This is a genomic window from Angelakisella massiliensis (assembly GCF_900104675.1).
GTDB lineage: Bacteria > Bacillota > Clostridia > Oscillospirales > Ruminococcaceae > Angelakisella > Angelakisella massiliensis.
The window spans coordinates 2,277,931-2,295,304 of sequence record NZ_LT629945.1 but is presented as its reverse complement, the minus strand read 5'-3'; the positions used below and the strand labels follow the sequence as shown (position 1 = coordinate 2,295,304).

General features: G+C 52.9%; 24 protein-coding genes. 18 read left to right on the top strand and 6 right to left on the bottom strand.

Translation table 11 applies throughout. The features are described from left to right. Positions 1–77 precede the first annotated feature (77 nt). The 17 genes from BQ5383_RS16325 to BQ5383_RS16240 all read left to right on the top strand — a co-directional run bounded on the left by BQ5383_RS16325 (position 78) and on the right by BQ5383_RS16240 (position 11,037). A complete protein-coding gene (locus BQ5383_RS16325) occupies positions 78–845 on the top strand; it encodes an ABC transporter permease (RefSeq protein ID WP_071433752.1) in 768 nt (255 codons plus the stop codon). A 12-nt stretch (positions 846–857) separates the two neighbouring features. Further along, positions 858–1,283 carry a DUF3887 domain-containing protein gene (locus BQ5383_RS16320; protein WP_071433749.1) on the top strand — a complete coding sequence of 142 codons (426 nt, stop codon included), beginning with the start codon at positions 858–860 and terminating at the stop codon, positions 1,281–1,283. A gap of 17 nt (positions 1,284–1,300) precedes the next feature. Then, positions 1,301–2,224, top strand: coding sequence for an ABC transporter ATP-binding protein (locus BQ5383_RS16315; protein WP_071433747.1), 924 nt, complete (start codon positions 1,301–1,303; stop codon positions 2,222–2,224). Beyond that, a complete protein-coding gene (locus BQ5383_RS16310; protein WP_071433745.1) occupies positions 2,217–2,948 on the top strand; it encodes an ABC transporter permease in 732 nt (243 codons plus the stop codon). Before BQ5383_RS16315 ends, BQ5383_RS16310 begins: the two co-directional genes overlap by 8 nt. Before the next feature lie 12 nt (positions 2,949–2,960). Then, entirely contained in the window at positions 2,961–3,692 is a 732-nt protein-coding gene (locus BQ5383_RS16305) for an ABC transporter permease (protein ID WP_071433743.1), read from the top strand. Positions 3,693–4,149: 457 nt separating this feature from the next. Beyond that, the gene (locus BQ5383_RS16290; protein ID WP_009322139.1) at positions 4,150–4,563 is read left to right on the top strand and encodes an RNA polymerase sigma factor; all 414 of its coding nucleotides are present in this window, start codon (positions 4,150–4,152) and stop codon (positions 4,561–4,563) included. 103 nt (positions 4,564–4,666) lie between these two features. Then, positions 4,667–5,119 carry an RNA polymerase subunit sigma-24 gene (locus BQ5383_RS16285; RefSeq protein WP_071433737.1) on the top strand — a complete coding sequence of 151 codons (453 nt, stop codon included), beginning with the start codon at positions 4,667–4,669 and terminating at the stop codon, positions 5,117–5,119. Positions 5,120–5,129: 10 nt separating this feature from the next. After that, entirely contained in the window at positions 5,130–5,591 is a 462-nt protein-coding gene (locus BQ5383_RS16280) for an RNA polymerase sigma factor (protein ID WP_071433734.1), read from the top strand. Next, the gene (locus BQ5383_RS16275) at positions 5,588–6,127 is read left to right on the top strand and encodes an RNA polymerase sigma factor (protein ID WP_071433732.1); all 540 of its coding nucleotides are present in this window, start codon (positions 5,588–5,590) and stop codon (positions 6,125–6,127) included. Before BQ5383_RS16280 ends, BQ5383_RS16275 begins: the two co-directional genes overlap by 4 nt. After that, positions 6,067–6,363, top strand: coding sequence for a DUF3847 domain-containing protein (locus tag BQ5383_RS16270; protein WP_071433730.1), 297 nt, complete (start codon positions 6,067–6,069; stop codon positions 6,361–6,363). Before BQ5383_RS16275 ends, BQ5383_RS16270 begins: the two co-directional genes overlap by 61 nt. 187 nt (positions 6,364–6,550) lie before the next feature. Then, positions 6,551–7,996: a MobQ family relaxase gene (gene mobQ, locus BQ5383_RS16265; protein ID WP_076944495.1), complete on the top strand. Its 1,446-nt coding sequence runs from the start codon at positions 6,551–6,553 to the stop codon at positions 7,994–7,996. 99 nt (positions 7,997–8,095) lie between these two features. Beyond that, entirely contained in the window at positions 8,096–8,272 is a 177-nt protein-coding gene (locus BQ5383_RS21230) for a hypothetical protein (RefSeq protein WP_172724651.1), read from the top strand. Next, a complete protein-coding gene (locus BQ5383_RS16260; protein ID WP_071433727.1) occupies positions 8,253–8,651 on the top strand; it encodes a cysteine-rich VLP domain-containing protein in 399 nt (132 codons plus the stop codon). Before BQ5383_RS21230 ends, BQ5383_RS16260 begins: the two co-directional genes overlap by 20 nt. A gap of 113 nt (positions 8,652–8,764) precedes the next feature. Continuing rightward, positions 8,765–9,499: a phage replisome organizer N-terminal domain-containing protein gene (locus tag BQ5383_RS16255; RefSeq protein WP_071433725.1), complete on the top strand. Its 735-nt coding sequence runs from the start codon at positions 8,765–8,767 to the stop codon at positions 9,497–9,499. Then, positions 9,496–10,359, top strand: coding sequence for an ATP-binding protein (locus BQ5383_RS16250; protein WP_071429085.1), 864 nt, complete (start codon positions 9,496–9,498; stop codon positions 10,357–10,359). Before BQ5383_RS16255 ends, BQ5383_RS16250 begins: the two co-directional genes overlap by 4 nt. 42 nt (positions 10,360–10,401) lie before the next feature. Next, the gene (locus BQ5383_RS16245; RefSeq protein ID WP_054704492.1) at positions 10,402–10,593 is read left to right on the top strand and encodes a transposon-encoded TnpW family protein; all 192 of its coding nucleotides are present in this window, start codon (positions 10,402–10,404) and stop codon (positions 10,591–10,593) included. A 78-nt stretch (positions 10,594–10,671) separates the two neighbouring features. Continuing rightward, complete coding sequence (locus tag BQ5383_RS16240; RefSeq protein ID WP_071433723.1) at positions 10,672–11,037, top strand: hypothetical protein; 366 nt, start codon at positions 10,672–10,674, stop codon at positions 11,035–11,037. A 356-nt stretch (positions 11,038–11,393) separates the two neighbouring features. Here the strand turns inward: BQ5383_RS16240 and BQ5383_RS16235 are convergent, their stop codons facing one another. The 6 genes from BQ5383_RS16235 to BQ5383_RS16210 all read right to left on the bottom strand — a co-directional run bounded on the left by BQ5383_RS16235 (position 11,394) and on the right by BQ5383_RS16210 (position 16,951). Beyond that, positions 11,394–13,115 carry a recombinase family protein gene (locus BQ5383_RS16235; RefSeq protein ID WP_071433721.1) on the bottom strand — a complete coding sequence of 574 codons (1,722 nt, stop codon included), beginning with the start codon at positions 13,113–13,115 and terminating at the stop codon, positions 11,394–11,396. A 105-nt stretch (positions 13,116–13,220) separates the two neighbouring features. Further along, a complete protein-coding gene (locus BQ5383_RS21225) occupies positions 13,221–13,397 on the bottom strand; it encodes a hypothetical protein (RefSeq protein WP_172724650.1) in 177 nt (58 codons plus the stop codon). Next, positions 13,387–14,367, bottom strand: coding sequence for a MobV family relaxase (gene mobV, locus BQ5383_RS16230; protein WP_071433720.1), 981 nt, complete (start codon positions 14,365–14,367; stop codon positions 13,387–13,389). Before mobV ends, BQ5383_RS21225 begins: the two co-directional genes overlap by 11 nt. Next, positions 14,364–14,582 (bottom strand): LLM class flavin-dependent oxidoreductase, encoded by a 219-nt coding sequence (locus tag BQ5383_RS16225; protein WP_207646819.1) that lies wholly within the window; start codon positions 14,580–14,582, stop codon positions 14,364–14,366. The genes mobV and BQ5383_RS16225 overlap by 4 nt, the downstream gene beginning before the upstream one ends. Before the next feature lie 391 nt (positions 14,583–14,973). Continuing rightward, entirely contained in the window at positions 14,974–16,353 is a 1,380-nt protein-coding gene (locus BQ5383_RS16215) for a DNA primase family protein (RefSeq protein ID WP_071433716.1), read from the bottom strand. After that, entirely contained in the window at positions 16,331–16,951 is a 621-nt protein-coding gene (locus tag BQ5383_RS16210) for a CHC2 zinc finger domain-containing protein (RefSeq protein WP_071433714.1), read from the bottom strand. Before BQ5383_RS16210 ends, BQ5383_RS16215 begins: the two co-directional genes overlap by 23 nt. Positions 16,952–17,178: 227 nt before the next feature. Here BQ5383_RS16210 and BQ5383_RS16205 point away from each other — a divergent pair, with 227 nt between their 5' ends. After that, positions 17,179–17,370 carry a MerR family transcriptional regulator gene (locus BQ5383_RS16205; protein WP_071433712.1) on the top strand — a complete coding sequence of 64 codons (192 nt, stop codon included), beginning with the start codon at positions 17,179–17,181 and terminating at the stop codon, positions 17,368–17,370. Positions 17,371–17,374: the final 4 nt, after the last annotated feature.

The following is a 17,374-nucleotide window of genomic DNA, read 5'->3' as shown; positions in this document are numbered from 1 at the left end:
TTTGAAAAAATTTTTTCTCGGCAAGGTTATGGCAAGGTTTGGCCTTTATAATGGGAACCATGAAAGGAGGAAACCGCATGACGATCATTGCAACTGAAATCCAGAAATGGAAACGAAATAAGATTGTCTGGTGTATTCTGGCTCTGACGCTGCTGTTTGGAGCATTTGCGATTGAGCGGGCTTGCAGCATTGCAAGGAGCAGCCCCTACATGGATAGCTTTGGCGACCTCTACACTTTGGCGTTTAAGAACCTGTCCAGCCTGTTCCTGCCGATTGTGCTGGGAATGTTCGCCACAACCTTGTTTTTTGACGAACACAAGAACGACACGCTGAAAGAACTGCTTATTATCCCGATCTCGAAAGCGCAGCTATACTTTTCAAAAGTCGCTGTGGTGATTCTGATGTCCGTAGGGCTGTGCCTGATTACCTTTCTTTTGTGCGTTGTCGGCGGGCTGATTGCCGGGGGATTTCCCGATCTGAACGCCCATACACTGATGGATGCCGGCCTTTTGTATCTGGCGGGCGGGTTTCTGGTTCCCATAGCCATGCTTCCGATTGTATTTCTTGCCACACTGTCAAAAGGATATATCCTGCCTATTGGTGCAACGCTGCTGTATCTGGTTCCCGTAGTCATTGCCCCGGCCTATCTTACGGGAATACACCCGCTGGCAAGCGTGATGGGAATTTATCCCCATATTTCCGAAGCGGCCGCCGCTATGGTAGAAAGCCTGATGCAAGGCGTTTTGCCTAACACTTCGCCGCTTGTTTGTGCCGGTTCGCTGCTCCTGATCGGTGCCGCGTTTGCCGCCGCATCCGTCGTGGCTCTAAAAAAGCAATCTTACTGAAAGGAAAGACCTATGAAACGATTGATTAGTTTATTCCTCTGTGTTCTGTTCACTTTTTCACTTTGCGCCTGCCAGCAGGCCGCCCCATCTTCCAGCGAGGCCCCCGACCAGCAGGCCATTACAGAGGAAGCAACCGAATACTTTAACCAGATGATGGATGGAGATTTTGAAACTTTCTTCAATGCGCTGCCGCAGGGCGTACAGGACAACACTTCTGCGGAGGCGATACAGGAAACATGGGAGGAAGAATCCGATAAGCTGGGCGGATTGCCGGAGGACGCTTCCCCGGAGGTGTCCTGTTATGTGCCGGAACACTCCGACCAAATCCGTGTTGAATTTGTCATGCCCTGTGAAAAGGGCGATTTCAAAGTGTTCATCAACTATTCCCCGGATGGCAGCCTTTACAACTATGTCATTTGGAAAAATGAAGCAGAATAAGAAAGAGAGGCATCTTTATGAGTGACTTTGTGATTGAAACCAAAAAGCTGACGAAGATTTACGGCGAGCAAACCGCCGTCAGTTCTGTGGATATTCATGTGAAGCCGGGCCGGATTTACGGGCTTTTGGGCCGAAATGGAGCCGGTAAGACCACCATTATGAAAATGATTTTGGGCCTTACGCCAATCACTTCCGGCGAAGTGGATGTGTTCGGCCAGAACATCAAAGGCCATGAGAAACGCATTTATCCCCGTATTGGGGCTATCATCGAAACTCCCGGCTTTTACCCGAACCTGACCGGCACAGAAAACCTTGAAATCTTTGCGAAGCTACGCGGGACGCCCCGGCCCAACGCCGTCAAGAACGCACTGGAAGTCGTGGGGCTTCCTTACCGGGACAAAAAGCTGTTCAGCAAGTATTCTCTCGGCATGAAACAACGCCTCGGCATTGCCAACGCCATTCTGCATGACCCGGAGCTTTTGATTTTGGATGAACCGACCAACGGGCTTGACCCCATCGGCATTGCCGAAGTGCGAAATTTTATTAAGGATTTAAGCGTGGATCGCGGCAAAACCATCCTGATTTCCAGCCACATTCTTTCCGAAATCGCACTTCTGGCAGATGATATTGGCATCATCGACCACGGCGTACTGCTGGAAGAAAGCAGCATGGAGGATTTGGAAAAGAAAAATCGGAAATACATCCAGCTTCAGGTGTCGGATGTCCCCAAAGCCTCACTGATTTTGGAACGGCAGTTCCATGTGACGGATTATGCGGTGCAGGACGAACATAACCTGCGGCTCTATGACACCGCACTGGATATGGCAGCAATCAACAAGGCCCTTGTGGTGCAGGATGTGGCTGTAATCAGCTCCCAAATCTGCAATGATACCCTTGAGGACTATTTCAAGCAGATCACGGGGGGAGAGGGCATTGCTTAAACTGATACAGGTTGAATTTCTCAAGCTGCGCCGGAGAAAGTTTATCTGGCTCATGCTGCTGGCAGCTCTGTTTATGCCGCTGGCCGCCGTGTTCTACTTTGCAAGTGTCAAGGGAACCGGCGTGGAACCCATCGAGTTTTACAAGTGGACGGCGTTCAGCTATACCCCGTGGATCATCCTGCCGGTGGTGCTGGGGATGCTGTGTACCATGCTGATGTATAACGAAAACCAATATGATATGCTCAAACAGCTCTGGATCGTGCCGGTCAATAAGATGGCGTACTTTTTCAGCAAATTTGCTGTGGTGCTGGTGTACTCGGTCTGCTTCATGCTGATTACCGCAGCCGCGTCCATCCTTACCGGCGTACTGCCCGGCTATATTGCCTTTGACAGCGGGAGCGTCCTTTATCTTCTGCGGAAGTGTATGGAAATCTCTCTGCTGACCGCCTTTGCGGTACTGCCAATACTGGCGGCTGCCGCAGCGCAGAAGGGGTATATTCTTCCCGTCTGCCTGACGCTGGTTTATACATTCCTCGGCTTTATCCTCTTGATGGTGAATATGTACCTGCATCCGCTGTCCAGCATGACCGCCATTGTTATGCGGGATATTCCGGGTGTCGTAATTACCCAGCCACTCAATATTCCGGGGGCGTTCCTTTGCATAGGCGTGTGGGGCGTTGCTTCTGTCCTGCTGGCTGGGGCTGCTTTGAAAAAGAGAAAGTGAGGTGCATTTGAAATGGAGCTTTTACTTTGGGCGGAGCGCCGGAAACTCCGCCGTTCCAAAATTTTGTGGATTGCCGGTTTTGCAACGGTCATGGTGGCGTTGATTGTCTTTGCACAGGGGCAGTTCACATTTTATGAAAGCCGCTATATTGACGGTGCCGGATGGTTTATGACAGCGGCCCAATCCCTCGCCACCTTTTATGTGCTGCCTGCGGTCATTGCCCTGCTGGGAAGCTATATGATCTGCCGGGAGGAACAGGAGGACACCCTAAAATCCCTGCGGCTCATTCCCGTGGATGAAGTGAAGCTGACGCTCTCCAAAATGGTGCTTGCTCTGGTGTTCAGCGTCTTAATCTATCTTCTGCTTTTTGCGATTACCTTTCTCGTTGAGGCCGTTTTACACTTTGAAGCTCTTTCCATTGGCCTTGTTTTGGAAAACCTGAAAACATATCTTCTGGACGGGATTGGTGTGTTCCTTGCCATTTCTCCGATCATCGCTTTGGTGGCCCGGATGAAAAAGGGTTACTGGCTGGCGCTGGTATTTGCTGAAATTTATTCGTTCGCCGGACTGTTCGCAAGTATGTCCAGCCAGCTAAAAACGGTGTATCCCATGACAGCCGTTTTCAATATCTCCGGCTATTACGATGCAAATATGGTTCAGGTTTTCATTGGTATCATAGTTCTGCTGGCCTGTGCTGCTCTGGCGCTTTTCATTCTGAAAGGGCTGAACAGGAAAGCAAAATAATTAGTTTTACCTGCCGGACGACGGCAAAAGAAAAAAAGCCGTCGTTCAGTAGGCAATCATCATGCCATCATTATATATCGCGGCGGCTTTGACAAAGTCAAGGCCGCCGTTCCTTATTCCCTCAACGAAGGAGTGACGCCCATACGCTGACACGGCGGCTTTAGGAGGGAGCCGCCATGAAGCACACTGACCGCCAACAAATTCAGACGATATTTGCACTATCGTCAAAAAAAGCCCGGCCACTGAACCGGCTCCGTCTGGCAGCCAGTGCGAAAATTGTCACAATGTAACTGAATACCGTATTTTTTGCGCTCGAATAGCTTCATGCTGTCCGGGCGTTTTTTCATACCTGTGGGGCCGGAACATCGGGCCAACATGGCCCGAACCTTGCCCCCGGTGCCGTTCCCCGCCACCCCGTTCAGATTTTCCCGCAAAAATCTGAACGGAGGAAAGGCCGATGGAAGTCACCATCAATTACAACGGACAAGCTGTGGCCGTGGAAGTCACGCTGGAAGTCTATGAATTTCTTGACCGGGCCGACCACAAAGCCGAGAACCTGTCCCATGAGCAGCGGCGGCATTGGGATGGCCGGGAGTTTGACGAATACATAGTTGCTACCGAGGGCGTGGGCATCTACGGCGAAACGCCGGAGGAATACCTTTGCCGCATGGAAACGCTGGGCGAGCTGATGGCCGTCCTGGACACCTGCACCGAGGCCCAGCGCCGCCGGTTCCTGCTCTATGCCCTGGACGGGCTGACCCTTGCGGAGATCGGAACGGTGTGCGGCTGCTCCAAAGTATCCGTCTATGAGAGCATTGACGCGGTTCGGAAAAAATTTTTGAAATTCTTTGCGAACTACCCTAACGAATGACCCCTTTTCGGGCTACCAAGTGAAAGGGATTGTTTCCCTTATCCCAGTGAGAGGCGGACAGCGGACAAGCTGCCCGCCTCTCCCATTTTCAGGAGGTAAGCCTATGAAAACAATCAATCTGCGGTGGATTTATCCCCACTACCGGTATGACGAGTTTGTGGAGGTCAGCGATGAGGTTTGGGAGGTTATGCGGCAGGCCCAGCGCGAGATGAACAACTATGAGCGCCGGAAGGTCTACCACCACGCCTACTACTCCCTGGACGCATATAGCTGGACGGAGAACTACGCGCTGGAACACGGCAGATCGTCAGAGGAAATCATTTTGGAGCGCGAGGAACGGGCCGCCCATCTGCGGCTGCTGGCTGCCTTGCCGGAGGCCCTGGCCCATGCCACCCCCACACAGGCCCGCCGCGTCCGGGCCTACTACATCGCCGGTATCAGCCAGCCGGAAATCTCCCGGAGGGAGGGCGTAGACAGCAGCAAGGTTAGCGTTGCCATCCGTCGGGGCCTGCGGAATATGCGCCGCTGCTATGACTGCCTTTTTCCGGCAGAGTGAGGGCGTGCCTATGCAGACCATCAACCTCAAGCAATATTACCCGTTCTGCACCGAGGACACCTTTGTGGAGGTGTCGGATGAAATTGTCGAGGCGTTCCTGCTGGACAAGCGGGCCGAAGCCGCCAGGGAGCGCAAGATGTACCGCTACAAGGCGTTTTATTCCCTTGACTGCAATGATGGGATTGAGAACGCCGCCATTGGCTGGGCGCAGCCATCGCCGGAGGATTGCCTGATGGAAAAGGAGGCGCAGGCCGAATATGCTGAACTGCTCCGGCGGCTCTATGAGGCCATTTCCTCTCTGACCCCAGCGCAGGCCCGCCGCGTCCATGCCCGGTATATGCTGGGGATGAAAGTGAAGGACATTGCCGCGATGGAGGGCATTACCCCATCCCAGGCCGGGAAGTCCATCCATGCGGCGCTCCGGCGTCTGCGCCGGTACTTCATACGCCGGAAATGGACAAGCGGCCTATGAAAACCATCAACCTGAAAAAATACTACTACCCAATTTGCAAGAAGGACACTTTTGTGGAAGTGCCGGACGAGGTTGCAGACGCCATTGTGGAGGAAAGCCGCGCAGAGAACGCAAATGACGCAAAGCAGCACTATCACTGTTACTCTCTGGACGCTTCACCCGGCATAGAACACCATTTCCCGGAACAGGTCATCTCCCCGGAAGATATTCTGATGGAGAAAGAAACGGAACGGGAACAGGAGGCCGCCTATGCCCTGATGATGGAACGGCTCCGGGAGGCCCTTGCCACCCTGACGCCACGGCAGGCAAGCTGCCTGCACGCCCGGTTTTGGGAGGGCAAGCAGTTTAAGGAGATTGCCGAGGCCGAAGGCTTCACGACATCAGCAGCCATCGTCACGGTTCGCAACGCCATTATCAAGTTACAGAAATATTATATCAAGCGCGGCTGGATGAAGCCGCCGAAGGAGAAAACGATATGCACAAAGACAGCACCGCCCAAGCGAAACAGAAAAAAGACGAGCGCGAAGAAGTCCTGAAGGAAATCCGGCAGCTTGAGAACCGCCAGAAGATTTTGGAGAACAAGCAGCGCAACGAGGAACGCAAGGCCCGCACCCGCCGTCTGATTGAGCGTGGAGCCGTTTTGGAGGGGATTTTCCCGTTGGCTCCCGACCTTTCCGGCGCAGAGGTTAAAGCGTTCCTGATTGCCCTGTCCCATCTTCCGGGGGCTGCGGAATTGACTGCAAACCTGCCAAAATCCGGGGACACGCCATAAGTCCCTTGTTTACAAGGGCGCACTTATACACCGTTGCCGGTGTCGTGCGCCCTGCCGGGGGCTGTTGCGTACTTCGTCCGCGATGGGGAGCTACACTCCCCAAACCCCTTGTGCGCCCCGCGCAGCCAAACACCCGCTTCGCGTCTGTTCGGCTCCACGGAGCCTGAAATATCCCCGCCGAAAGGAGGTGCTACCCATAGATTTTTGTCATATTCCCGTCAGTATCATCAGGCGCAGCGAGGGCCGTTCCGCTGTTGCCGCAGCCGCCTACCGCAGCGGAACCAAACTGACGAATGAATGGGACGGCCTGACCCATGATTACACCCGGAAGGGCGGTGTTGTCCATGCGGAAATCATGCTGCCCGCCCACGCCCCGCCGGAGTTTGCAGACCGCTCCACCCTCTGGAACAGTGTGGAGCAGATCGAGAAAGCCAGGGACAGCCAGCTTGCCCGCGAGATTGAGGCAGCCCTGCCCCGTGAACTGTCCAGGGAACAGCAGCTTGCCCTTGTCCGGGCCTATGTGAAGGACAACTTTGTAGACAAGGGGATGTGTGCTGATTTTGCCATCCATGACAAGGGAACCGGCAACCCCCATGTTCATGTCATGCTGACTGTCCGGCCCCTGAAGGAAAATGGCGCATGGGGCGCGAAGTGCCGCAAGGCATACGACCTGGACGAGAACGGCCAGCGTATCCCGGATGGGAAAGGCGGCTGGAAAAACCACCGGGAGGACACCACCGACTGGAACGACAAAGGGAATGTGGAGATTTGGCGGGCGGCATGGGCGGCTTATACCAACCGGGCATTGGAGGCCGCCGGTCAGCCCGCCCTGGTAGACCACCGCAGCTACAAGCGCCGGGGCATTGATAAAATCCCCTCTGTCCACCTGGGGCCAGCGGCCAGCCAGATGGAGAAGCGCGGCATCCGCACCGACAAGGGAGAAGTCAACCGGCAGATCGCCGCCGACAATAAGCTGCTCAAGGAAATCAAGGCCCGCATTACCCGCCTCTACAACTGGTCTAAGGCCGAGGCGGAGAAGCCGGAGGGCCAGCAGCCCAGCATGATTGACTTGTGGGAGGCCCAGCAGCAGCTCAAGCGGCCTGACACCCGCACCGGCAAAATCCGGGCTTTGCAGGAGAGCGCCGCCCTGTTCAGCTTTATGCAGGCAAACGAAATTAAGACCATGCAGCAGCTCCACGATAAAATCTCCGATATGAACAGCAGCTACTATGACCTGCGGGGGAAAATCGTCCAGGCCGAGCGCCGGATTGCCACCCTCACCGAGCGTGGGGAGATGTGGGCGCAGTACAACAAGTACAAGCCCATCCGCAAGCAGCTTGCCAAGGTAAAGCCGGAGAAACGGGAACTGTTCGAGCAGCGCTACAGCCGGGAACTGATCCTCTATGACGCGGCGGCCCGGTATCTGAAAGAACTGAAGGACAGCGGCGAGGAAATCACCCCCAAGGCATGGCAGCGCGAGATCGACCTGTTGACCGCCCAGAAGCAGGTGGACACCATCGACATGAAAGCCATGCGGGAGGAACTGAAAGCCGTTGAACGGCTCCGCAAGGCCGCCGACCAACTGGCCCGCCAGGGACAGGACAAGTCCCATGCCCGGGGGCCGGAACGGTAAAGGGTACGGCGTTTTGCCGCCCCCTTTCAGGGGCGTCGCGTTTCACGACACACCTTTGCACAGAACTGTCAACATTCACTCACGGAAGGAGAGTGCCCTATGAAGCAGATTATTTTACCTGTCACCGTCCACCTGAACATCCGCCTGCCCCTTGCCCTGTTGGAGCCGGAACCGGCAGACGCGCCCACCGGCCCGGAGCCGGAGGCCCATGCCTGCCAGGGCTGCGGCAACTGTGGCGGATGCGGGAAATGCCAGCATGAAGAAAAGCAAGCCTGAACCCGTCCCCGTCATGGACTACCGCCAGTACCGCAGGGCGCGGCGGCTGGTACATGAGTGCTGCAACTATGACGGCGGCAACTGTCTCGCGCTGGACGATGGGGAGGAATGTGTCTGCGTCCAGTCCATTTCCTACTCCCTGTTGTGCCAGTGGTTTAGGGCGGCGGTGCTGCCGCTGGACAGAGAACTGGAAACGGCCCTGTTCCACCGCCTGGACGCCAAGCGGTGCGCCGTCTGCGGGACGCTGTTCACCCCCGGCTCCAACCGGGCCAAATACTGCCCGGAATGTGCTGTTCAGGTACGCCGCCGCAAAGAGGCAGAACGACAGCGGAAAAGATACTACCTTTCTACGCATTTAGGGGCTGAAAAACCCTTGTAAATCAAGGACTTTTTCGAGGGTGTCGCTGGGGGCCTGATAGATTTATCCTCTGGCCCCCAAAACGGCCCTCTAAAGGCGTACAGACCCCTGAAACAAACCCCAAGGAGGAACCCATGTCAGACAATCGAAAATATTACTACCTGAAACTCAAAGAGAACTATTTTGACGATGACTCCATCGTGCTGCTGGAAAGTATGCAGGACGGTGTTCTGTACTCCAACATCCTGCTCAAGCTGTATCTGAAATCCCTGAAACACGGCGGGCGGCTCCAGCTTGACGAGAATATCCCCTACACGGCACAGATGATTGCCACCATCACCCGCCAGCAGATCGGCACTGTGGAGAGGGCCTTGCAAATCTTCCTGAAGCTGGGCCTTGTGGAAGTGCTGGACAGCGGCACCTTCTACATGAGCAATATCGAACTGCTGATCGGCCAGTCCTCCACCGAGGCCGAGCGAAAGCGGGCGGCAAGGCTCCAAAACAAGGCCCTTTCCGCGCCCCGGACAAACGGCGGACATTTGTCCGACATTCGTCCACCAGAGATAGAGATAGAGTTAGAGAAAGAGATAGAGATAAAGAGAGAGATAGAGAAGGGACGCCCCGCCCGCGCCTATGGCCGTTACCAGAATGTTTTCCTGACGGACGAGGAACTGGCAGACCTGCAGGCCAGCTTTCCCACGATATGGGGCCAGTACATCGAAAAGCTGTCCGAGTACATGGCTTCTACCGGCAAGCGGTATCAGAGCCATGCCGCCACCATCCGGCGCTGGGCCGGTGAGGACGCCAGGAAAGCAGCCCCACCCACCCGAAACCGGGATTACAGCGTAAAGGAGGATGAAACCGTATGATGGAGATTACCGCAGAAATCCGGGCACTGATCGACAAGGCAGCCGCCGGTATGGAACTGGCCGGGGACGAGTACATAGACCCGGCAGACGGCCTCATTCACTGTAAAAAGTGCGGCGGCCAGAGGCAGACCGTTGTGCCATGCTTTGGGAAACCCGGCTACTTCATGCCCCGCTGTATCTGCCAGTGCCAGCGGGAGGCCGAGGAACAACGCAAGGCCGCCGAGGAACGGCAGCGCCGCATGGAGCGTATCAAGCGCAGGAAGGCCCAGGGCCTGCAAGACCGCTATCTGTACGACTACACCTTTGCCAATGACAACGGCAAAAATCCCCTGATGGACAAGGCCCGCGCCTATGTGGAGAACTGGAAGGAGGCATACAAAAACAACACCGGCCTGCTTCTGTTTGGGGATGTGGGAACCGGCAAGTCCTTTTTCGCCGGTTGTATCGCCAACGCCCTGCTTGACCGGGATGTGCCGGTGCTGATGACAAACTTTCCCACCATCCTGAACCGCCTGACAGGGATGTTCTCTGAGGACAGGGCTGACTTTATCGCCAGCTTTGACGAGTACGACCTGCTCATCATTGACGATCTGGGTGTGGAGCGCAGTACCGAGTATGCGATGGAGCAGATGTTTTTCGTCATTGACAGCCGCTACCGCAGCCGCAGGCCCATGATCATCACCACCAACCTGAAGCTGGCCGAACTCAAAAACCCGCCCGATCTGGCCCACGCCCGTATCTATGACCGCATCCTGGAACGGTGCGCCCCGATCCTCTTTGCCGGGAAAAACTTCCGGGAGGAAAACGCCGGGGCCACCAGACAGGCGGCGAAAGACATTGTAAACCGCAAGCATGAGTAATTTTTGCCGGACGGCACAGCCCCGCCCGGAGAAAGGAGCACCATGAGCGAAGAAACCCGTACCATACAGACCGCAGACACCACCCCTACCAGAGCGCCGGAGGATGCCCCCGCGCTGGTAAAGAAAATCGGCAAGACCACCTACAAGGTGCGCGTCCATTTCAGCCAGACCAGCACCGAAACCATGAGCGACAAAATCAAGCGTATGCTCAAAAACGAGATACAGCAGATGTGACCGGCTGATAAAGCCAGTCGCCTTGTGTTAAACTGATGACGGTACACACCAAAACTTTTATCCAAGGAGGACATGAAAATGCTGTACACAGAAAAAGAGAAAAATGAGATTGAGCGCGTCCGCAAAGTGTTTGAGAAACATATCCAACAAATGACCGCTTATGATTTGGTTTGGTCGGACAAGGTCGGCTATGTGTGGCTGGCAATATCTATCGACCCGGTCTATATTGATACCGGCAACTGGATAGAGTCCGCTACTGGCCTTTGTTATGAGTGCTTGAATGATATAGCACTGGATGTTTTTGGAATGACCGGAAACGACCATGACTTCGAGGACGCCGATCCGCTGGAACTGGCCGAGATTAAGTGGCGCTGGAAACCCTATATCGACCAACTGCCGGAATATGCGTACCTTTGCGACGAACTGTTAAGCAGGAGAAAATAACCCATCCGCCAAAGTGTCAGGAGCTAAAATCTGCTTCCTGGCACTTTTTTTGTGGCTTTTTTGTGAATTTGATTAAAAAGTCCTTGACAACTCGTTTCGGGGTATGATGCTTAAAAAATCTTGTCTCTCTCCAATGGGAAGAAGACTTTCCCGAACCTGACGGGACTTGGGGGCAGTTCTCCCTACCATCCAAAAAAATGATTCCATCATTAATCTTTTCCCAAATACGCCATATGTCTGTGAGAATTTTCTGAGGATGGGAAAGACAAGTAAAACCAGGATCTTCAAGGACAGAGGATCAGAGTTCTGGAAAAGACAGGAACACGAGCATACTCAGCGTTCGCATCATCTGCACGTTAATTTTTCCCATGGAGAAAACTGTCATTTTGTGGCTTTGCTTTGGGGGCTTTGGCTAAAAGACAGATATTTTCAACTTGCTGTTCATTGTCCAAACTGATATTCATATCTTCCTCTATGATAGGCAGTCTGAACTTAATGGATTTCAGCCACTGTCCATTGGGCTGACGCTCCGGATAAATCTGAATTTCAGAGATCAGTTCCTCAATCAGCTGCCGTTTCTCTCTGTCGTTCATCTTTCCATAGAGTTGATCGAAGTAGATTAGAACCTTGTAGATATTATCGCCGGTCAGCTTTTCTGCCTCAATAGCCTGTTTCTTGGCTCTGGCTGCAATCAGTAGAGATTCCAATTCTTCAATCTTATCATACATCCCATAGAGCCGATCATCAAGGTCTGATTTCCGCCTGCTGTAATGCCGGTCATCTGGGTCAAGAGAGTCGATTTCTTCAATTAGCTTGGATTTGGTGGAATAAGCCTGACGAAGCTGCTTTTCATAGTTGCTGATTTCCTGCTCAATCGCCGTGGTATCGACTTTCATGTTGATCTTTTCCTGCATCATCGCCGCAAATTTGGGATTGCTGACCAGCTTGCAGATTACCTCCGCCACAGCATCGTCCAGAAGCTCTTTCCGAATTTGCTTCTTGTAATCGCATTTATGTCCACGGGTCATAGAGCGATGTTTGCAGCCATAGTAGTAGAAATCCTTGTATTTGCTGCCGTCTGCTTTCCGTTTTACGCACTTATTACCATACATTCCAACACCGCATATGGGACATTTTACAATGCCGGACAACAGGTGTGTGCATTCGTTTTTCCCTTTGTTGACGTGTTCATATCGCTTGGCTTGAGCAGCCAACTTGACCTGTGCTGCCTGCCATACATCCTCCGGGATAATGGCCGCATGCAGGCCATCCACCAACAAAAAGTTTTCTTGTTCTACTAAACGGTACTCGTTTCTGGTTCCATGCACCTTTTCAGTTTTTCGCCTACCATAGGCAATCTTGCCGCAGTAAACCGGATTTTTCAGAATCATGCGGATCAGGCGGGCATCAAAAAGAGGATTTTTCCCGTTTTGGCGCTGGACTTTGCTGATTCCATGATTTTCAAGATATTTTGCGATCCCATTTGCACCGGAATCGGTTGTAACATACTGCTCATAGATGGTGCGAATCGCCGGAGCTTCCTCCTCGTTGATTTCCAGCTTGCCATCCACCAGTTTATAGCCGTAGGGGGCAAAGCCGCCGTTCCACTTGCCCTCTCTGGCCTTCTGGATACGACCTTCCATGGTTTGGACACGGATGTTTTCACGCTCAATTTCCGCCACTGCCGATAGGACGGAAATCATCAGCTTTCCCGCATCTTTGGAGGAATCAATACCATCCTCCACGCAGATCAGGTTGACGCCAAAATCCTGCATGACCTGTAAGGTGGAAAGGACATCTGCCGCATTTCTGCCAAAGCGGGATAGCTTGAATACCAGAACAAAGGAAACACCATCCTTGCCGGTTTTGATGTCCTCCATCATCTGGTTAAATTGTGTACGGCCTTCAATTGATTTACCCGATTTTCCCGCATCCTCATATTCGTGAGCAATCTCATAATCATTGAATTCCGCAAAAGCCTTCATGCGGGATTTCTGGGCATCCAGCGAGTAGCCGTCAATCTGCATGGCGGTAGACACTCGTGTATAGGTATAAACTTTTATCTTTTCTTTTGCCATGGTTCTTCCTCGCTTATACTGCTCAACAGTTCCTTATGTATTTTCCAAGGGAAGTATTTCTTCCCTTGGAAAATTAGTTTGGACACTTTTCTCACGATTATTGTATCATGCTGCTTTTGACGTTTCAACATTTTCTTTGTAAACATTTTTATTTGTGTCGTGGTTTGTGATTTTATCCTCGGGGAACACCGGATCAGGCAAAGCATCCAAGTCCAGCTCCCCAGCATATTTTTCAATCATATCTGCCAGCAAAACGGCAAGGCCGTTCCACTCATCTATCATAGGCATTTATCCTCCGTCTGTCCGGTTTGTGCATGTACTCCGCCAGCACTTCTTTCGGGATACGATCCAGTACAGCCACAGCATCCTCATAATCCCGTTGCAGTTTGGCATCGGCCAGCTGCTTCAAAGTGCTTTCTTGGGTTGCTTTCTCTAGGGATTGCTCCAGCTGAGCGTTCTCCTGTTTCAGCTTTTTGTTCTCTACGGTGGTTTCCGTGAATGCCACCTGATACTTCTTCATAGTGCTGTGCATCTGCTCCACCGCTGGGATATACTTATCCAGTAGAGCTGCAATCTCGGTAGCTCTGCTTTTGGCGTTAAAGGCTCCGATACCGGACAGTAGTTCCTCCAGTTTTGCCTTTTGCTTGGTCAAGCGGGTCATCTCTTTGAACACTCTGGGCGGGATATGGTCACGTCCGGTCTGGCTGGCGCTTTCCCCACGCTCCAGGTCAGGATATTTCCGCACCATATGTTCCCAGAACTTGTCCTGCCACTGGGTCAGCTTTTTCTTGTTTCCCACGATCTCCTTGGCACTGAGCCTGCCATCCGCAGTCAGCGGGACAAAAGAAAGGTGCATATGGGGCGTTTTCTCGTCCATATGCACCACAGCAGATATGATTGTTTTGGGGTCTTGGTTTTGCTGGAGAAAGGCCAGCGCCTCTTGAAAATAGGCTCTGATTTCAGATTTCTTCTTTCTCTGAAAGAACTCCGGTGTGGCAGTTACTAGGGCTTCCACGACTCGAACACTGTCTGACCGGGTACGGCAACCGGCTTCTTTGATCTGCCGCTCTGCCTCCGCACGATATTTTTGCTCCGGCTCGATCAGATGGAAATTATACTTGCTCCTGCTGATGTCCACATCGGGATTGCTGGCGTATTTCTCTTTGGTGCGCTCGTTGTGGGCTTCAATGTTCCCGATCTCCGGCCCTTTGTACTTGGCAAAGCGGAGGATGGCATATTGCGGCTTGCTCATGCTCTGTCCCTCCGTTTCTGCCAGACGATGTCATATCCCAGCACATCGGCCAGCTCCACAACTTCCTTATAGCGGATAGATTCCCGCTGGAGCTTGGCCGACAGGTTGGAAACGCTGTCCGACCAGTCGTATTCCTCATGGAGCCGGTCAACTACCTCCTGCATGGTGTATCCCGCCCGGACGATCTGTGCCTTAATTTCGTTGCGTACCGTCATTATCAAAAATCCTCCTGTTTACTTGATAAAAAAGCGAAGCCGGTATGCCCTCTGGCATAACCGCTTCGCTGTGTCGTGCAAAATCTCCTTGTCACCAAATCCGTTCAGAATTGCCGGTGTGATGTCCTGTCCATAAGCCGCACCATCCGACTTTTCCGTTCCGTGTGACTTGGCTTGAAACCGTGCATTTTCCCATGATTCCATGTACCCGGTTCACCGGAGCGAGAAGCACGGTTTCGCAAAATGATTTCTTCCAACCGTCAAATACTTTTCGATTCCCACTTGCCTTGATTTAGCATGGGGATTTGACCGGTGATTCTGACTGCCATAGCCGCCGAATTGCTATAAAAGGGAGAACAAGGGTCAATCAAAGCGTACGTACGTACACGGTTCAGCGCCGCCATTCCTCCGGCACATCTTCCGGTACGTACGTACGCATCGAATCACCGGAAAACACTGATATATGATTTCTCACCAATACCTCAATCCCCAGAAAACCACGCACCCGCCGTCCGGCGGCGTTGGTCACATTGTTGCAGTATTCCAGATTGTAGCGGCTCTGGCAGGCAATCAGGGCTTCGCTGAAGCTGCGGGGTTTCAGGGCGGGCAGATTGTTCTCGGTGCAATAAATCTGGTACGCCTCATACAGCTCTTTGGAACTGGCGGACATATCGGCTTTCAGGCGAACATATCCGTCAGAATCCAGAAAATCATAGACATTGTTATTTTCCCGTTTGACTGCCTCCCGGTTCCCTCTGGTGCGGTCACTTTCGGTGAACTTGAAGTTATTAGCGGCCAGACGCTGCAATCCCTCAAAAGCCCACAGCAGAATGCCCTCCACCTCGGCTTTCATCTTCTCCGCAAGGTCGGGATCATCCACACGGCCAGCTGGTTTTTCTTTCGTGGTCAGCACCAGCTGGCGGCGGTAAAATCCGTCGCTGCGGTCAAACAGCGCCTGCAAATCTCCGTTGGAGAATGCCAACAGCCGGGCGCACATCCATCCCTGATAGCTCTGCTTGCCTTTGCGCTCCAAGTCCATCTTACCCTGGGCAGTCACAATGGATTTCACATAGTTGGTCTGGCGCAGGGCTTCCATCCGCATATCGTCGTCCACGCACAGGAGGGTATGTTCCAAATCGGCACGGGCAAATCGGTTCTCCGATATTTTCCCGATGCTGCCGTCCTTCATGTTGGAGCCGAACAAAGTTCCCAGCACAGCGCCGATCTGAGACTTTCCCTCGCCGCCGTTGCCTTTAATCACCATCATCCGCTGTCCCTTATTGCTGGGAATCAGGCAGTAGCCGATATATTCCTGCAAGGTGGGAATGTCCTCCGGGTAGAGCAGGCCATCCAGAAATTGCAGCCAGAGAACAGGTTTTGGGGCATTGGGGTTGTAGGCCACAGGGAAGCGGTTACGGACGATTTTCGGCTTTCCCTCCGCAAAGGTTCCGTCCAGAAAAAGCGTCCCATTGGAAAGGTGAATCCGGTCCGGCTCCGGGGGAAAATCCTCCGCCAGCGCCGCCAGCTTCATCAGCTCCACAATATTGCTGATTTTGCGGGGGATGTTGCTGACCGCACAGTATTTCAGCTCCTCAAAAATCTCTCCCCGCATGGGCAGCTCATCGGTCACACGGCCTTCGGGCGTGAAAAAAGCCCCGTTTGTGAAGATGATCTTGTGCGTCTGCAAGAACTCCTCACAAAACAGGGCTTCGTTGATGCTTTTTCCATCAAACCAGACGGGCATCCCGTCAAGCTGCGCTTTGTTTTTCATGGGCGTTGTCCTCCTTTTTCAGCCTGTTTAGCCGTTCCTCCAAACCGGCGATCAGGCCATCTTTGTTCAGCATTTTTACGATTTTTACCCGCTGTTCCAGCTCGGCGGCAATCAGCAAATCCGCCAGATACTCCACATAATCCAGCATCTGGCAGGCTTCCACAAACCGATCATCCAGAGTATCTGCCGCTGTCTTGGGTGCGTACTGCACCTTCCAGCGTTCCAGAAGATGCAGATAGTCGCACAGCACCCGTAAGCAGCGCACTTCCTCCTGCCGATATGCTTTTAGCAGGGGACGCTCCGGTTTGGGCAGTGCAACTGCCGAAGGGGGCTTGTCCGGGCCAATTCCGAAGTCATGAGCCAGCTTTTTAGCCGCCTCGTAGCTGCTCAGATCAAACAATTTCGCCACCAGGTCGATCACATCTCCAGTGGCCCCGCAGCCGAAGCAGTAAAAATACCGTTCGTTCAGCTTCATGCTGGGGTGCCGGTCATCGTGAAAGGGACAGCAAGTCATACCGTTTCGATTGACTTGCAGCCCATAGTGTTCAGCGGCTTGACTTACGGTAACTGCCGCCTTTACAGTTACAAAAATATCCATGCCATGTTCCTCCTTCATCTTTGTACAGGTTTCTCCTGTCACCTCAATGTACGGAGAAAAAGGGCATGGCTCAAAAAATCCGTCAGTCTTGCAAGAAAATAAAATACCGCCTCCCAAACTTGCAGAATTGCAAGATAGAAGGCGGCTGGATTCTTAAAATATGGATTGAGATTATTCCTGTTATGGAATATAATAAAAAGTAGAATTATAAACAATGAGGGCTGGTTATGAAATATCTTTCTACGTTTGAAATTGCAGAGAAATGGGGGATTTCTCCCCGACGGGTCGGCATCCTCTGCAACCAAGACCGGATTCCCGGTGCACAAAGAGCAGGAAGCCGCTGGATTATCCCGGAGGATGCAGAAAAACCAACCGATGCCCGCATTAAAAGCGGGAAATACAGAAAAGAAACGAGGTGATCTG

Coding starts and splice junctions, on each gene's coding strand:
- BQ5383_RS16325 (WP_071433752.1), top strand. CDS start 78: ATGACGATCATTGCAACTGAAATCCAGAAATGGAAACGAAATAAGATT.
- BQ5383_RS16320 (WP_071433749.1), top strand. CDS start 858: ATGAAACGATTGATTAGTTTATTCCTCTGTGTTCTGTTCACTTTTTCA.
- BQ5383_RS16315 (WP_071433747.1), top strand. CDS start 1,301: ATGAGTGACTTTGTGATTGAAACCAAAAAGCTGACGAAGATTTACGGC.
- BQ5383_RS16305 (WP_071433743.1), top strand. CDS start 2,961: ATGGAGCTTTTACTTTGGGCGGAGCGCCGGAAACTCCGCCGTTCCAAA.
- BQ5383_RS16290 (WP_009322139.1), top strand. CDS start 4,150: ATGGAAGTCACCATCAATTACAACGGACAAGCTGTGGCCGTGGAAGTC.
- BQ5383_RS16285 (WP_071433737.1), top strand. CDS start 4,667: ATGAAAACAATCAATCTGCGGTGGATTTATCCCCACTACCGGTATGAC.
- BQ5383_RS16280 (WP_071433734.1), top strand. CDS start 5,130: ATGCAGACCATCAACCTCAAGCAATATTACCCGTTCTGCACCGAGGAC.
- BQ5383_RS16275 (WP_071433732.1), top strand. CDS start 5,588: ATGAAAACCATCAACCTGAAAAAATACTACTACCCAATTTGCAAGAAG.
- BQ5383_RS16270 (WP_071433730.1), top strand. CDS start 6,067: ATGCACAAAGACAGCACCGCCCAAGCGAAACAGAAAAAAGACGAGCGC.
- BQ5383_RS21230 (WP_172724651.1), top strand. CDS start 8,096: ATGAAGCAGATTATTTTACCTGTCACCGTCCACCTGAACATCCGCCTG.
- BQ5383_RS16260 (WP_071433727.1), top strand. CDS start 8,253: ATGAAGAAAAGCAAGCCTGAACCCGTCCCCGTCATGGACTACCGCCAG.
- BQ5383_RS16255 (WP_071433725.1), top strand. CDS start 8,765: ATGTCAGACAATCGAAAATATTACTACCTGAAACTCAAAGAGAACTAT.
- BQ5383_RS16250 (WP_071429085.1), top strand. CDS start 9,496: ATGATGGAGATTACCGCAGAAATCCGGGCACTGATCGACAAGGCAGCC.
- BQ5383_RS16245 (WP_054704492.1), top strand. CDS start 10,402: ATGAGCGAAGAAACCCGTACCATACAGACCGCAGACACCACCCCTACC.
- BQ5383_RS16240 (WP_071433723.1), top strand. CDS start 10,672: ATGCTGTACACAGAAAAAGAGAAAAATGAGATTGAGCGCGTCCGCAAA.
- BQ5383_RS16235 (WP_071433721.1), bottom strand. CDS start 13,115: ATGGCAAAAGAAAAGATAAAAGTTTATACCTATACACGAGTGTCTACC.
- BQ5383_RS21225 (WP_172724650.1), bottom strand. CDS start 13,397: ATGATAGATGAGTGGAACGGCCTTGCCGTTTTGCTGGCAGATATGATT.
- mobV (WP_071433720.1), bottom strand. CDS start 14,367: ATGAGCAAGCCGCAATATGCCATCCTCCGCTTTGCCAAGTACAAAGGG.
- BQ5383_RS16225 (WP_207646819.1), bottom strand. CDS start 14,582: ATGACGGTACGCAACGAAATTAAGGCACAGATCGTCCGGGCGGGATAC.
- BQ5383_RS16215 (WP_071433716.1), bottom strand. CDS start 16,353: ATGAAAAACAAAGCGCAGCTTGACGGGATGCCCGTCTGGTTTGATGGA.
- BQ5383_RS16210 (WP_071433714.1), bottom strand. CDS start 16,951: ATGGATATTTTTGTAACTGTAAAGGCGGCAGTTACCGTAAGTCAAGCC.
- BQ5383_RS16205 (WP_071433712.1), top strand. CDS start 17,179: ATGAAATATCTTTCTACGTTTGAAATTGCAGAGAAATGGGGGATTTCT.